The organism is Corynebacterium marinum DSM 44953 (genome assembly GCF_000835165.1).
Lineage (GTDB): Bacteria > Actinomycetota > Actinomycetes > Mycobacteriales > Mycobacteriaceae > Corynebacterium > Corynebacterium marinum.
In genome coordinates this window covers 1,017,185-1,031,580 of sequence record NZ_CP007790.1, presented here as the reverse complement: position 1 = coordinate 1,031,580, position 14,396 = coordinate 1,017,185, and the positions used below count along the sequence as shown (strand labels likewise).

General features: G+C 68.6%; 11 protein-coding genes. 7 read left to right on the top strand and 4 right to left on the bottom strand.

Annotated features, from left to right (window positions below; translation table 11 throughout):
- Window positions 1–10: 10 nt before the first annotated feature.
- Genes B840_RS04950 through B840_RS04940 form a run of 3 tightly spaced genes read right to left on the bottom strand, consistent with a single transcriptional unit; the run spans window position 11 to window position 3,775 of the window.
- On the bottom strand, window positions 11–1,444 hold the full coding sequence (locus B840_RS04950) for a multicopper oxidase domain-containing protein (RefSeq protein WP_042621221.1): 1,434 nt from the start codon (window positions 1,442–1,444) through the stop codon (window positions 11–13).
- On the bottom strand, window positions 1,441–2,664 hold the full coding sequence (locus tag B840_RS04945; RefSeq protein WP_042621220.1) for a hypothetical protein: 1,224 nt from the start codon (window positions 2,662–2,664) through the stop codon (window positions 1,441–1,443). Before B840_RS04945 ends, B840_RS04950 begins: the two co-directional genes overlap by 4 nt.
- Window positions 2,657–3,775, bottom strand: coding sequence for a hypothetical protein (locus tag B840_RS04940; RefSeq protein WP_229676575.1), 1,119 nt, complete (start codon window positions 3,773–3,775; stop codon window positions 2,657–2,659). Before B840_RS04940 ends, B840_RS04945 begins: the two co-directional genes overlap by 8 nt.
- Before the next feature lie 79 nt (window positions 3,776–3,854).
- On the opposite strand from B840_RS04940, the gene B840_RS04935 reads away from it, so the two are divergent.
- Both B840_RS04935 and B840_RS04930 read left to right on the top strand, forming a co-directional pair.
- Window positions 3,855–4,115 (top strand): DUF2249 domain-containing protein, encoded by a 261-nt coding sequence (locus tag B840_RS04935; protein ID WP_042622531.1) that lies wholly within the window; start codon window positions 3,855–3,857, stop codon window positions 4,113–4,115.
- 30 nt (window positions 4,116–4,145) lie between these two features.
- Window positions 4,146–5,420 (top strand): DNA methyltransferase, encoded by a 1,275-nt coding sequence (locus B840_RS04930; protein ID WP_042621219.1) that lies wholly within the window; start codon window positions 4,146–4,148, stop codon window positions 5,418–5,420.
- Window positions 5,421–5,461: 41 nt separating this feature from the next.
- Here the strand turns inward: B840_RS04930 and B840_RS04925 are convergent, their stop codons facing one another.
- Window positions 5,462–5,941 (bottom strand): molybdopterin-binding protein, encoded by a 480-nt coding sequence (locus B840_RS04925; protein WP_042621218.1) that lies wholly within the window; start codon window positions 5,939–5,941, stop codon window positions 5,462–5,464.
- Between the two features lie 251 nt (window positions 5,942–6,192).
- Between B840_RS04925 and B840_RS04920 the strand changes: the two genes are divergently transcribed.
- The 5 genes from B840_RS04920 to narI are packed head-to-tail and all read left to right on the top strand — an operon-like array spanning window position 6,193 to window position 14,389.
- On the top strand, window positions 6,193–7,530 hold the full coding sequence (locus B840_RS04920) for a nitrate/nitrite transporter (protein WP_042621217.1): 1,338 nt from the start codon (window positions 6,193–6,195) through the stop codon (window positions 7,528–7,530).
- Window positions 7,531–7,561: 31 nt separating this feature from the next.
- The gene (locus B840_RS04915; RefSeq protein ID WP_042621216.1) at window positions 7,562–11,302 is read left to right on the top strand and encodes a nitrate reductase subunit alpha; all 3,741 of its coding nucleotides are present in this window, start codon (window positions 7,562–7,564) and stop codon (window positions 11,300–11,302) included.
- Window positions 11,302–12,903, top strand: coding sequence for a nitrate reductase subunit beta (narH, locus tag B840_RS04910; protein WP_042621215.1), 1,602 nt, complete (start codon window positions 11,302–11,304; stop codon window positions 12,901–12,903). The genes B840_RS04915 and narH overlap by 1 nt, the downstream gene beginning before the upstream one ends.
- Window positions 12,904–12,905: 2 nt before the next feature.
- The gene (narJ, locus tag B840_RS04905) at window positions 12,906–13,595 is read left to right on the top strand and encodes a nitrate reductase molybdenum cofactor assembly chaperone (protein ID WP_042621214.1); all 690 of its coding nucleotides are present in this window, start codon (window positions 12,906–12,908) and stop codon (window positions 13,593–13,595) included.
- Window positions 13,596–13,603: 8 nt separating this feature from the next.
- Window positions 13,604–14,389 (top strand): respiratory nitrate reductase subunit gamma, encoded by a 786-nt coding sequence (gene narI / locus B840_RS04900; RefSeq protein WP_042621213.1) that lies wholly within the window; start codon window positions 13,604–13,606, stop codon window positions 14,387–14,389.
- The last annotated feature ends 7 nt before the right edge of the window (window positions 14,390–14,396 follow it).

Sequence of the window (14,396 nt, the reverse complement as noted above, 5' to 3'; positions counted from 1 at the left end):
GGTGCGGGCGCTACCGGACGATGATGCTGCCGTGCTGGCCCTTCTCCGCGTCCGTCATGATGTGGTTGACGAAGGTGTAGGTGCCGGGTTCGTCGAAGGTCACCTCGACGAAGCCGCCCTGCGCCGGCAGCAGGGGCAGCACCTGCGCCCCGGTGGCGTCGTCGAGGCCGTCGCGGACCGTGTACCGGCCTTCGCTGAACACGGTGTCGAAGATCGCGCCGACGATGTGGAAGCTGATCGGGTTGTCGGGGCCGACGTTGAGCACCCAGATACGGACGCGCTGGCCTGCGTCGATCTCGATGGGACGCAGATCGTACTGGTTGGGGAAGCCGTTGAAGCCGGTGAGGTCGTACTGGCCGGCGTTGACGCGCTCGGCATCGGCACCCGTGTCCTCCGGACCGAGGAAGATCTCGTGTCCCACCAGCGCGTATTCATGGTCGACGGCATCGAGGCCGGCGGGCGGGTCGATGATGACGGCGCCGGCCATGCCGTTGGCGATGTGCAGGCTCATGGGCGCGGTGGCGCAGTGGTACATCCAGATTCCCCAGCGCCGCGCGACGAACTCGTAGACCAGACTCTCGCCGGGGGCGATGGTGGCCATCGGCGCATCGGGGCTGACCTCGCCGACGTGGAAGTCCACGGAGTGCCCCATTGTGCCGTCGTTGCGCAGGGTGATACGGAAGGTGTCTCCGACCTTGCCCCGCAGCGTCGGACCCGGCGCCTGCCCGTTGAACAGCCACTGCGCCTGGCGGTGGCCGGGGGCTACCTCGCGGATCTCCTCGGTGACGTTGAACTCGAGTTCATGCACGGTGCCGGTCGGCGCCGGCTCGAGGACGGGGTCGAACCAGGCCTGCTCGTCCAGCTCCGCGGACAGTCGGGCGGCCGGGCCGGGTACCTCGGCGAAGGGGTTTGCCCCGTCCGCCTGACCGGTCCCGGCATGCATGTCATGGCCCGTGGCCGCTGCCGCAGGCGGGGCCGCCGTCCCTCCGGTGACCACTACGTCGAAGACCATCCCCTGCGCCCGGTGTCCGGCGACGGTGCACCAGCCCTCCGTGTCGGCGGTGAAGACACCGGCGTCGAAGGTCACGGCCTCACCGGGGGCGACGAGTTCCGTGGTGTAGCCGTTGAGGGTGAGGTCGTGGGGCTGGTTGTCTTCGTTGACCAGCTCCAGGACGAGACGGCTGCCGGTCGGGATCTCCACCCGGTTCGGCTGGTAGGACATGCCCTCGATGCGGATGGTCTCGGTGACGGTCTCCCCGGATTGGGCGACCGCGGCGGGCGAGGACGCCCGCTCGGCGCCCGGACTGGAGGTCAACGTGACGCCGAGGATGACCACTGCGGCGATCGCCAGGCCGATCACCAGCCAGGAGACACGGTCGGTGTACTTCTCTGCGACGGGCGCCGGCCGGTCGCCGGAAGTGGGTGGGCCCACGGGGATGGTCATGAGGACTCCGTTCGGTGTTGACGCGCGACTGCCGGGAGGAGGAACGCCGCATGCGCGAGCAGGCCGATTCCCAGCATGATGAGGCCGGCCGCCCGCGCCGGCCCGGTTTCCGCGAGCAGGGTGGACACCGCACCGAGGTTGATCAGCAGCACGCGGGCCATTCCTCCCCGGTCGGCCGCGGCGCGGGCCTGCACGACCCTGTCACGGCCGCCTCCGATGAGGGTGGGCAGCAGGTGCAGCAGGACGCCGAGGACCAGCTGCAGCAGGCCGGCGGCCAGGAAGGCGGGGATGAGCAGTGCGGTGACGTGGCGGGGGTCGGCCCCTGCCACGGTGCTGACGGCGTCGGCGGCGCACACGGCGATCAGCCAGAGCAGGCCGGCGGTGACGCTGACCGCCGAGGTGGACCACTCGGGCTGTGCGCCTAACACCTCCGCCAGGACCGGCTGCAGGACCAGCAGGGCGGCCACCACGACCAGCAGCTGGAGGCTGCCCGCCCAGACCGGGCTGCCCAGGATGTGCGCCATGACCGCCGCGCCGAGGCCGATGCTGTGGAGGAGCAGTGCCCGGGTGCTCCGGCGGCGGGCGAGATCGCTGATGCGGGTGCCGGACAGGGTCGGCAGCAGGGTGATCACGGTGCCCAGGACCGTGAGGAGGGCGAAGCCCCAGATCGCGGCGCGGGAATGCGCCGCGATCATGCCCGCGTAGTCTCCCACTCCGCGCCCGGCGAAGTTTCCCAGGAGCCCCGCGACGACGAGAAACGCTCCGGCGGCGAGATAGTAGGGCACCGTGACTGCGAACTGTCCGGCCAGGCTGTGCCGCAGGTGCGACCAGATGACGGCCATGTGCCACAGCACCGCCCAGATCACCAAGGTGGCGGCGAAGTCGGCGAGCGCTCCCCAATCGTAGCCCGCCTTTCCCGCGATGAGCAGGATCAGGCCGGCCTGGACCAGTGCCACCCGGGTGACCACGCCCCGGTAACTGCCGCCCGCGGTCCTGGTCAGCGCCTCGGTGAAGTGCGTGGAGTAGATGAGGATCGCGGTGGTGACCACGCCGAGGGTGAAGGAGTGGACCATGACCCACCAGCTGATCGGGGCACCCAGGGCACGTGCGGCGAGAACGCCTGCGCCGATGAGGACCCAGACGCCCACAGTCCCGGCCGCGAGGGTGTGGTGGCGGCCGCGCCGGAGCAGGGAAACGTCGGAAAGCGGGAGATCAGACACGGGCTGACCTCCTCTCGCGGGCGGCACGGCGCCTCCGCCGGTCGGTGGTCACCAGGATAAAGCCGGTCACCGCGAACAACAGGACGGCGACGACGTTGATGACCCCGCCCGCCACCCAGGCGGGCCCGGCCGCCCGCAGGTCGGCGACCACGCGCAGCGCGAGCCCGCCGTGGAGCAGGACGACGGGGACGTACAGCGCCGGGTGGTAGGGGATCGTCTTCCGGATGACGCCGCCGAGGATGAAGGGGGCGTGCGCGAAGATCATGGACACGACGAAGCCGAGGAAGACGGAGTGCACGGCGGCGTCGTGGAGGTGCCCGGCGCGGGTGTGCCCGAAGCCGAGCCAGAGCAGGCCCGCCACGGCCAACCACCCGTAGCCGGCGAGCATGCAAACGGCGGTGTATTTCGGCAGTTTGCCGGCGTGGACGAGGCGGCGGGCGACGTCGATACGCACCGTAACCACGGCGATCGCGAGAAGGAGCACGCCCATGGCCGCGAAGCCGATCTGCGGGTGCAGGGCGAAGAGCAGGGAGGCCGCTACCAGTGCCAGTATGAGGGCGGTGATCGTCGTCTCCGCGGCGGTGCCGGCGAAGGAGACGCGGGCCAGCTCCATACGTTCGCCGATGATGGTGGCCACGGCGAAGACGACCGCCGCGGGGACGATGTCGGCGAAGTCCGCTCCCCCGCCCCACCACACGGTGGCGAAGACCGCGCCGATCACTCCCGCCGACTGGACCAGGACCGCGTGGGTGGCCTGGCGCCGGTGGATGGTCAGGTAGACGGCGCCGAGCACCAGGAAGGCGACGGTGAACGCCGCCGCGGGGACGATGCGGGGTGCGCCGGCCAGGAGCGTGACCACACCGAGGGCGCTGGCCACCGGGCCCACCCAGGACCAGCGGGTCTTCGCCGCGACGGTGCGCTCCAACCCGATCGCCCCGCCGACGAAGCCGAACACCATGAGGGCGCCGTGGTCGGCGCCCAGGGAGGCGGCGGGGGTGTCCGCCCACACGCCGAGCAGGGTGAGCCCCGCGAGCAGGCCGGTGAGCAGCGCGGCGCCCACGAACATGAGCAGCAGCCCGCGGGGCCAGACGGGGGACCTGTGTTTTGTCACGGGTTTTATCGTACTATTTATCCCACAGGCTCGAAAGGATACATTCTCCCCGACCCAGGAAAGGCCACCCCACATGATCATGCAGCTGCCCCTCACCGACGCCCGCGAGGTCGACGACGTTCCGACCCTCAACGCCGCCATCATCCCCCACGCGGTGCGCCACGGCGCCATCCACGGCGCGCTCGGCTCCCGGGGCGTCGGCGAGTCACTCATCCTCATCGCCCCGCACAACCCCCTGCCCCTACTCGAGGAGATCGGGGCCCGCGAGGAGACTTTCGACGTGGCCTACCTGCAGGAGGGCCCGCGCGACTGGCGCCTGAAGTTCACCAGAACCGCCTGAGGAATCCCGCGGGCCCGCTAGACTCGGCCCATGCCCAGCCCTCCCCCGCGCGATGACGTCCGACTCATCTGGCAGGGGATGGACACCCGCACGCCGTCCCGGCCGGGGCGGCTGACCGGACTGCGCCGCCACACCCGGTCAACCGTGGAGCCGGTCGACGCCCCGACGGAGCAGGATAACCTGGTGGTGCGCGGCGACAACCTCCCGGCGCTGCGCGCGCTGCACCCCCTCGTCGGCGCCTGCGTGCGGCTGGTCTACATCGACCCGCCCTACAACACGGGCAGCTCGGACTACCTCTACCCCGACCGTCGCAGCCGGGCCGACTGGCTCAGCTTCGTGCGCGAGCGTGTCGACGCCGCCCTCCCCCTCCTGCGCGGCGACGCCGCCTTCGTCATCCAGTGCAGCTTTCACCAGTCCGCCTACCTCGAGGTGATGCTGGACCAGCACGAGGGGCTGCACAAGGTCGCGGTCATCCACGCCCTGGTCCGCCACCCGGACCGGGCGCTGACCGCGGATAAGCAGTTCAACGACGTGGTCGAGCAGATCCTCGTCTACTCCCCGGACCCCCGCTTCCGCATGCCGGGCCGCGTGCGTGAGAGGGATCCGGCCGACTACCGCTGGCGGGTGGAGGCCACCGGCCCGGGAACGCCGCTCACGCTGGGCGGGCGCGCCTGCACCGTCCACGCCCCCGGCGAATGGCGCAAAGTCGACGCCGGGCCGGGCCACGGGGACTTCCGCACCCACTCCATCCGGGGGTCGCTGCGGGAGAAGAACTCGTCGGGCCGCTTCTGGGTCACGCACCTGGAGCCCCTCGGCCTCCCGCCGATGACGCTCATCTCCGTCCCCGGCATCGGCGACGACGGGCTGGGCCACCGTTACTTCCACACCCCGAAGGAGGGCAACCGGAACGCCTCCTACTTCCAGGGGGTGCCGCAGTCCTCGACGCACACGAGGCTTCCCCGCCCGAATTTCCTCGACGTCCACGCGGCCTACAACCGGGTGGCCGCGGAAGGCGGAGTGAGCTTCCGCAACGGCAAGAAGCCGGAGTCACTCCTGCAGCTGCTCATCGAATGGTTCACCGAGGAGGGCGACACCGTGCTCGACTACCACCTGGGATCCGGCACGACCTCGGCTGTGGCACACAAGCTGGGCCGCCGGCACATCGGCATCGAGCAGCGGGAATGGGCCGAAACGGTCGCCCTCCGGAGGCTGCGGAACGTCATCGCCGGCGAGCGGAGCGGCATCTCCGACGCCGTGGGATGGGCCGGCGGCGGCAGCGTGGTCTACGGCGAGCTGGCGGACTGACCCCGGACGTGGCCCGGGGCAGTCCCTGGGCCACGTCCGGGTCACCCGATCCGCTCGAAGATGTTCGGCAGCAGGGGGCAGACCACGCCGAGAGTGTCGTTGACCCCGCCGGCGGAACCCGGGGAGTTGATGATGAGCGCGTCGCCCGGACCCCGCCCCGTCAGGCCGATGAGCGCCCGCGACAGCCCCGCCTGGCCGGTGGAGGCCAGCCCCTGGATCAGCACCTGCGTGACCAGCCCGTCGAGGCGGACCTCCAGCAGGGGGGCGGTGGCCTCGGGGGTCTGGTTCCGGGGCCCCAGCCCGGTCCCGCCGACAGTGACGATGACGCGGCGGCCGCGGGAGCGGGCGTCGGCGAGCGCGCGGGACACCTCCTCGAGCCCCTCCCCCACGGTGACCACCTCCGCCTCGACCCCGGCGTCCGCCAGCAGCCGGCGGGCGACCGGGCCGGCCTTGTCCTCCCGCAGTCCGTCGACGATGCGGTCGGAGACCACGATGACGGCACCAGTGAGATTATTTGTCATATCCAGTCCCCTTTCCCGGCGGACAGTTGTGATCTGGGCCATAATGATTCACAGGTGAGGGGCGGCCGCCCGCACGGCAAACCCTCTCCGCCGACGGTGCCGACGGAAGATAAGGGACCAGCGACACACCCTTCAAACCAAATTAAACGGAAATTCTCGGTTAAATTTAGGATATTGCAACCTATTGGTTATATCGTTTCATTTAACCACCGATTCTCATCGAATGAACGCCCCTGTTTAGTGAGGACTACATGAGTACGACACTCAACACAGAAGGCCGCGTCCTGCAAGGCTGGGACCCGGAACACGAGGAGAGCTGGGACTCCTCCATCGCGTGGCGGACCCTGTGGGTCTCCACGATCATCCTGTTCATCGGCTTCGCCACCTGGTACCTCGTGTCCGCTATCGCGCCGGTCCTCAACTCGATCGGTTTCGACCTGAGCACCACCCAGCTCTACTGGCTCACCTCCATCCCCGGCCTCGCCTGCGGCCTCTTCCGCCTGGTGTTCATGTTCCTCCCCGCGACGATGGGCACCCGCCGCCTGGTCTCCATGTCCTCGCTGCTGTTCATCATCCCGATGTTCGGCTGGTACTTCGCGGTCCAGAACACCGACACCCCCTACTGGTGGCTGCTCGTCCTGGCGTTCATCACGGGCATCGGCGGCGGCGTGTTCTCCGGATTCATGCCCTCGACCGGCTATTTCTTCCCGAAGAGGCTGTCCGGCACGGCGCTGGGCCTGCAGGCCGGCCTGGGCAACTTCGGCATGTCCTTCATCATGCTGATCGCCCCGTGGCTCATGGGTGTCACCCTCCTGGGCATCGGCTTCGTCGCCCCGCAGCGTTCCGGGGACGGGGAAGCCCTCTTCGTGCACAACCCCGCCATCGTCATGGTGCCGTGGGCGATCATCATGGCGGTCGTCGCCTGGGTTCTCCTCAAGGACGTTCCGGTCAAGGCCAACTTCCGTCAGCAGATCGACATCTTCGGCAACAAGAACACCTGGATCCTCACCGCCGTCTACCTGATGACCTTCGGCGCCTTCTCCGGCTTCGCCGCCCAGCTGGCGCTGATCATCAACAACGTCTTCGGCTCCGGCTCCGAGTTCGCCGCCACCTACGCGGTGGAGGACCTGCCCCGCGGCGCCGCCTACGCCTTCATCGGCCCGTTCATCGGCGCCCTCGTCCGCGCCATGTGGGGCCCGCTGTGCGACAAATACGGCGGCGCCGTCTGGACCTTCATCGGCGGTGCGGGCATGACCGTGTTCACCGCGATCGCCGCGCTGTTCCTCACCCCGGACTCCCCGGACCAGTACATCTGGTTCCTCGGGTCGATGCTCATCATGTTCTTCTTCACCGGCCTGGGCAACGCCGGCACCTTCAAGCAGATGCCGATGATCCTGCCCAAGCGCCAGGCCGGCGGCGTGATCGGCTGGACCGGCGCGATCGGCGCCTTCGGCCCGTTCATCGTCGGCGTCCTGCTGTCGCTGATGGCCCCGGTGATCTTCTTCTGGGGTTGCGTGGTGTTCTTCGCGGTCGCCACCGCCCTCGTCTGGATCTACTACGCCCGCCCCAACGCCCCGTTCCCGGGCTGAACCACCGACCCGAAGAGCAAAGGATATTTTGATGACAACCACCGCAGCCAACCCGTTGTTCAAGTTCGGGAGCTTCCTCCGCAAGGGCGAGATGACCGAGAGCGGTCAGCAGCTCTTCCTCAAGGGCGGCCGCCAGGCGGACATCTTCTACCGCAACCGCTGGTCCTTCGACAAGATGGTCCGCTCCACGCACGGCGTGAACTGCACGGGTTCCTGCTCCTGGAAGGTCTACGTCAAGGACGGCGTGATCACCTGGGAGTCCCAGGCCGTGGACTATCCCTCGACCGGCCCGGACATGCCCGACTACGAGCCGCGCGGCTGCCCCCGCGGAGCCTCGTTCTCCTGGTACACCTACTCCCCCACGCGTGTCCGCTACCCCTACGCCCGCGGCGTTCTCGTGGACATGTACCGCGAGGCCAAGGCGCGGCTCGGCGACCCGGTCCTGGCCTGGCGCGAGATCGTCGAGACCCCGGAGAAGCGCCACGCCTACGTCTCCCAGCGCGGCAAGGGCGGCCTCATCCGCATCACCTACGAGGAGGCCATCGAGATCGCGGCCGCCGCCCACACCTACACCATCCGCCAGTACGGGCCGGACCGTATCGCCGGCTTCACGGTCATCCCCGCGATGTCGCAGGTCTCCTACGGCGCGGGCACCCGTTTCCTGCAGATGATCGGCGGCGTCGCCCTGTCCTTCTACGACTGGTACGCCGACCTACCGCCCGCTTCCCCGCAGACCTTCGGCGACCAGACCGACGTACCGGAGTCCGGTGACTGGTACAACTCCTCCTACCTCATGATGTGGGGCTCCAACATCCCGGTCACCCGTACCCCGGACTCCCACTTCATGGTGGAGACCCGCTACAACGGCACCAAGGTCGTCGTCGTCTCCCCGGACTTCGCCGACAGCACGAAGTTCGCCGACGAGTGGCTGCGCATCAACCCGGGCACCGACGCCGCCCTGGCCTTCGCCATGGGCCACGTCATCCTCTCCGAATTCCACGTGGGCCGGCAGACGCCGTACTTCATCAACTACATGCGCAAGTACACCGACGCCCCGTTCCTCATCGCGCTGGACGAGCGCGAGGACGGCACGCTCACCCCGGGCAAGTTCCTCACCGCCTCGCTTCTCGACGACGCGTCGCCGGCCCACACCGAACTGCGCGACTCCGCCAACGCCACCCACCGCCTGCTGACCATGCAACCCGACGGCAGCGTCGCCGACCCCGGCGGCACCGTGGCCGACCGCTACGGCGACGCCGGGGTGGGCAAGTGGAACCTGCGGCAGGACGGCGTCGAATCCGTCATGTCCGTCGCCGAGACCGGCGAGTTCGGCACCGCGGAGGTGCTCTTCCCCCGCTTCGACCTCGACGCGGACCCGGCGGACATCGACGGCACCGGCCCGATCGGCGCGGGCGTGGTCCGCCGCGGCGTCCCCTACCGCGAGATTGACGGCCACAAGGTCACCACGGTCTTCGACGTCATGCTCGCGCACTACGGCGTCGCCCGCCCCGAGCTGAACCTGCCGGGCCAGTGGCCGGCCGACTTCCACGACGCCACCTCGCCGGGCACCCCCGCCTGGCAGGAGGAACTGACCGGCGTGCCGGCCAACGCCGCCATCCGCATCGGACGCGAGTTCGCCCAGAACGCGGACGACTCGAACGGCCGCAGCCAGATCATCATGGGCGCCGGCGTCAACCACTACTTCCACGCCGACAACATCTACCGCACCTTCCTCGCCCTGACCTCCATGTGCGGCACACAGGGAGTCAACGGCGGCGGCTGGGCCCACTACGTCGGCCAGGAGAAGCTGCGCCCGATGAACGGCTGGTCCCAGTACGCCTTCGCCCTGGATTGGCAGCGCCCGGCGCGCCAGATGATCACCACCGGCTTCTACTACCTGACCACCGACCAGTGGCGCTACGACAACTCCAAGGCCGCCCGCCTGGCCTCCCCGTTGGCCAACCGCGGCGCGGTGGGCACCAAGTCGCTGTCCGACACGCTCATCGAGTCGATGAAGCGCGGCTGGATGCCGGCCTACCCGCAGTTCAACCGCAACCCGCTGCTGCTGGCCGACGAGGCCCGGGACAAGGGCATGGACGTCAAGGACTACATCGTCTCCGAGCTGGAGAGCGGGAACATGCAGTTCGCCGCGGAGGACCCGGATGCCCCGGAGAACTGGCCGCGCATCCTGCTCAACTGGCGCACCAACCTCATGGGCTCCTCCGCCAAGGGCACCGAGTTCTTCCTGCGGCACATGCTGGGGGTGGACTCGGACGCCACAGCGAAGGAGCTCGAGCCGCACGAGCGCCCCGAGTCCATCCGGTGGCGCGACGAGGCCCCCACCGGCAAGCTCGACCTGATGCTGACGACGGACTTCCGGAACACGTCGACGACCCTGGTCTCGGACATCGTCCTGCCGGCCGCGACCTGGTACGAGAAGCACGACCTGTCCACCACAGACATGCACCCGTTCATCCACTCCTTCAACGCCGCGATCAACCCGCCGTGGGAGGCGCGCACCGACTTCGAGGTCTTCCGCGACCTGACGAAGTCGGTGTCCCAGCAGGCGGTGCGCTGGTTGGGCACCCAGACGGACGTCATCTCCGCCCCGCTGGGACACGACTCCCCGGACGAGCTGAGCATGCCCAACGGCGTCGTCCCCGATATCGCCGAGACGGGCCTGATCCCGGGCCAGACGATGGCCAAGCTCATCCCCGTGGAGCGTGACTACACCAAGATCTTCGAGAAGTGGACCCACCTCGGGCCGCTCACCGGGGAGAAGGGCACGGGCGTGCACGGCACGCCGTACAACGTGGCCAGGCAGGTCGAGGAGCTCGGCGTGAAGAACGGCACCTCGGAGACCTCCATGGCCGGCACGCTCCCGGACCTGGACACCGACATCAAGGTCATCGAGATGATCCTGCACCTGTCGGGCGTGTCGAACGGCGCGGTCGCCGAGGAGGGCTTCCGGAACCAGGGCAACCGGGTGGGCACCGACATGTCGGACCTCATCGAGGACAACGTGGGCACCCGCATCGACTGGGACCGGGTGAAGGAACGTCCCGTGGAGGTCCTGACCTCGCCGGAGTGGACGGGCGACAAGCGCAACGGCCGCCGTTACACCGCCTTCTCCATCAACATCGAGTACGACAAGCCCTTCCACACACTGTCGGGCCGAATGCACTACTACCTCGACCACGACTGGTACCTGGACTACGGGGAGGCTCTGCCCGTGTTCCGGCCGCCGTTGGACCGCCTGCACCTCAACGGCGAGAACAACCCGGGTGAGCTCGTGCGCGGCGAGGACGGGAACCCGGAGATCACCGTGCGCTACCTCACCCCGCACAACAAGTGGTCGATCCACTCGCAGTACTTCGACAACCTGCATTTGCTGTCGATCTCCCGCGGCGGCCAGGTGGTGTGGATGTCCGACAAGGACGCCGCCAAGCTCGGGGTCGCCGACAACGAGTGGGTCGAGCTCTACAACCGCAACGGCATCGTCTCCGCCCGGGCGATCGTCTCCCACCGCATCCCGGAGGGCACGGCGATCATGAACCACGCCCAGGAGCGCACCGTGGGCACTCCCCTGAACGAGAACACGGGCCGCCGCGGCGGCACCCACAACTCGCTGACCCGCATCATGATCAAACCGGTGCATGTCGCTGGCGGCTACGGCCACCTGACCTACGGCTTCAACTACATCGGCCCCACCGGCAACAACCGCGACGAGGTCACCCGCATCCGTCGCCGCTCCCAGGAGGTGCAGTTCTAATGAAGGTTATGGCTCAGATCGCCATGGTCATGAACCTGGACAAGTGCATCGGCTGCCACACCTGTTCGGTCACGTGCAAGCAGGCGTGGACCAACCGCGAAGGCACCGAGTACATCTGGTTCAACAACGTCGAGACCCGGCCCGGGGTGGGCTACCCCCGCGGCTGGGAGGACCAGGACAAGTGGGAGGGCGGCTGGACCCGCACCTCCTCCGGCAAGCTCAAGCCCCGCTCGGGCGGCCGCCTGTCCAAGCTGTTCAACATCTTCCACAACCCGAAGCTGCCCACCATCCACGACTACTACGAGCCGTGGACCTACGAGTACGACAAGCTCCTGTCCACCCCGGGCAACCAGAACACCCAGCCCACCGCGCGGCCCGTCTCCCAGCTCGACGGACGTCCCATGGACACCATCAGCTGGTCCTCCAACTGGGACGACAACCTCGGCGGCTCCTCCGCCACTCTCGACGAGGATCCGGTCCTCCACCAGATGAACCTGGAGGTGAAGAAGGAGATCGAGGACTCCTTCATGTTCTACCTGCCCCGCATCTGCGAGCACTGCCTCAACCCGACCTGCGTCTCCTCCTGCCCCTCCGGCGCGATGTACAAGCGCACGGAGGACGGCATCGTCCTGGTCGACCAGGACCACTGCCGCGGCTGGCGCATGTGCGTCTCCGGCTGCCCGTACAAGAAGGTCTACTTCAACCACAAGTCCGGCAAGGCCGAGAAGTGCACGCTGTGCTACCCGCGCATCGAGGTAGGCCAGCCGACCGTCTGCTCCGAGACCTGCGTCGGCCGCCTGCGCTATCTCGGCGTCCTGCTCTACGACGCCGACCGGGTCGCCGAGGCCGCCGCCACCGAAGACCCGCAGGACCTCTTCGAGGCGCAGAAGTCGATCCTGCTCGACCCGCGGGACCCCCGCGTCGTCGATGCGGCCCAGCAGGCCGGCATCCCCCACTCCTGGATCGACGCGGCCCAGCAGTCCCCGATCTGGGACCTCATCTTCAAGTACGAGGTGGCGCTGCCGCTGCACCCGGAGTACCGCACCCTGCCGATGGTCTGGTACATCCCGCCGCTCTCGCCCGTGGTCGACGCCGTCACCGCCTCCGGCAACGACGGCGAGGACGACAAGGTCCTGTTCACCGCCCTGTCGACGATGCGCATCCCGCTGGAGTACCTCGCCGGGTTGTTCACCGCCGGCGACACCGCCCCCGTGGAGCGTTCGCTGCGCCGCCTGGTGGCCATGCGTTCCTACATGCGCGACCTCAACCTGGGCAACGAACCGCAGGAGCGGATCGCCGAGGCGGTCGGCATGACGGGCAAGGAGATCCAGCAGATGTACCGTCTGCTCGGCATCGCCAAGTACGACGACCGCTACGTCATCCCGACGGCCTCCCCCGAGTCGCCGCGCGGTATCACCTCACTCGATCCTTTCGGCGACGTCGACCCCGCGGACGCGCTCCTCAACTTCCCCGACCTCGGGGAGGGCGCCCCGGAGGCCTGCACCACCCACGCCGCCGCACCGTCCGGAAAGGTCTCCCTGCTCAGCTGGGACGGCGACCGGCCCGACGGGATGTTCCCGCCGCGCAAGGACCAGGAGTAGACATGGCCCGCACCCACGTCGGCCTCATCCCCGACGACATCACCCGGCCGGTGACCGTGACCGACGACCAGCGGCGCATCACCGCCATGGCGGCCTCCCTGCTGCTGGACTACCCTGGCGGGGACCTCGCGGAGAAGCTCGCGGCCGTCGACACGCACCTCGATCAGCTGCCGCCGGCCATCGCGGCGGAGTTCGCGGCGTTCACCGACGCCGCCCGCGGCCTGGGCCTGCGCGGGATGGAGGAACACTACGTGGACACCTTCGACCAGCGGCGCCGCTGCTCTTTGTTCCTCTCCTACTACTCGGTGGGCGACACCCGGCAACGCGGCACCGCCATCCTGGCCTTCCGTCAGGCGCTGGCCCAGCTGGGATTCGAGGAACGCCGCGAAGAACTGCCCGACCACCTCTGCGTCGTCCTCGAGGCGGTGGCGCTGTCCGAGGGTAATCAGCATGCGCAGACCGTCGAGTTGCTCGCCGCGCACCGCGACGGGCTCGAGGTGCTCCGCGCCGCCCTGAGCGGCATCGGCTCGCCGTTCGCGCACCTCGTCGTCGCGGTCGCGATGGCGCTGCCTGAGATCGACGCCGAGACCACCCACAACTACCTCGACCTCATCCGTTCGGGCCCGCCGGCGGAACTCGTCGGCATCGGTACCCCCCTGCCCTTCCCCACCGCTCAACCGGACATCACTTAGGACACACCATGGACAACTTCAATGAATTCCTGTGGGTGGCTTTCCCGTGGCTGGCAGCCGCCGCTTTCGTCATCGGCATCATCTGGCGCTGGCGCACCGACCAGTTCGGGTGGACGAGCCATTCCTCCCAGATCTACGAGTCAAAGCTCCTCCGGCTGTCCTCCCCGCTGTTCCACTGGGGGATCCTCTTCGTGTTCATCGGCCACGTCATGGGCCTGGCCATCCCCAAGTCCTGGACGGAGACGGTGGGCATCAGCGACGAGATGTACCACGTGATCGCCACCTACCCCGGCACGATCGCCGGCATCGCCGCGATCCTCGGACTGGCCGGCCTGATCTACCGCCGCGTGGTCAACCGCTCGGTCTTCCTGGCCACCTCCAGGTCGGACAAGGTCATGTACGTCCTGCTCGGCGGGGCGCTGCTCTCGGGCTTCTTCGCCACCGTGTCCCTGCAGCTGCTGGGCGGCCCGCACGGCTACGACTACCGCGAGACCATCTCGCCGTGGCTGCGCCAGCTGTTCATCTTCCAGGCCCGGCCCGAGCTGATGGCGGACGTCCCCTGGGAGTTCAAGGTGCATGTCATCGCCGGGTTCACGCTCATCGCGCTCTGGCCGTTCACCCGTCTGGTGCACGCCTTCTCCGCGCCGCTCGGCTACACCACCCGCCCGTACGTGGTCTACCGTTCCCGCGACACCCGCACCGGGCCGGTCAAGGAGCACGTCGCGTGGGAGCCGATCCGCTCCCACACCGAACAGCTCGACGAGCGCAACCAGACCCCGTCCCGCGGAGCCTGACGCACGC

What these genes read in the sequence shown, in the direction of transcription:
- B840_RS04950 (WP_042621221.1), bottom strand. Translation starts at nt 1,444, where the DNA reads ATGACCATCCCCGTGGGCCCACCCACTTCCGGCGACCGGCCGGCGCCC.
- B840_RS04935 (WP_042622531.1), top strand. Translation starts at nt 3,855, where the DNA reads ATGCAGCTGCCCCTCACCGACGCCCGCGAGGTCGACGACGTTCCGACC.
- B840_RS04930 (WP_042621219.1), top strand. Translation starts at nt 4,146, where the DNA reads ATGCCCAGCCCTCCCCCGCGCGATGACGTCCGACTCATCTGGCAGGGG.
- B840_RS04925 (WP_042621218.1), bottom strand. Translation starts at nt 5,941, where the DNA reads ATGACAAATAATCTCACTGGTGCCGTCATCGTGGTCTCCGACCGCATC.
- B840_RS04920 (WP_042621217.1), top strand. Translation starts at nt 6,193, where the DNA reads ATGAGTACGACACTCAACACAGAAGGCCGCGTCCTGCAAGGCTGGGAC.
- B840_RS04915 (WP_042621216.1), top strand. Translation starts at nt 7,562, where the DNA reads ATGACAACCACCGCAGCCAACCCGTTGTTCAAGTTCGGGAGCTTCCTC.
- narH (WP_042621215.1), top strand. Translation starts at nt 11,302, where the DNA reads ATGAAGGTTATGGCTCAGATCGCCATGGTCATGAACCTGGACAAGTGC.
- narJ (WP_042621214.1), top strand. Translation starts at nt 12,906, where the DNA reads ATGGCCCGCACCCACGTCGGCCTCATCCCCGACGACATCACCCGGCCG.
- narI (WP_042621213.1), top strand. Translation starts at nt 13,604, where the DNA reads ATGGACAACTTCAATGAATTCCTGTGGGTGGCTTTCCCGTGGCTGGCA.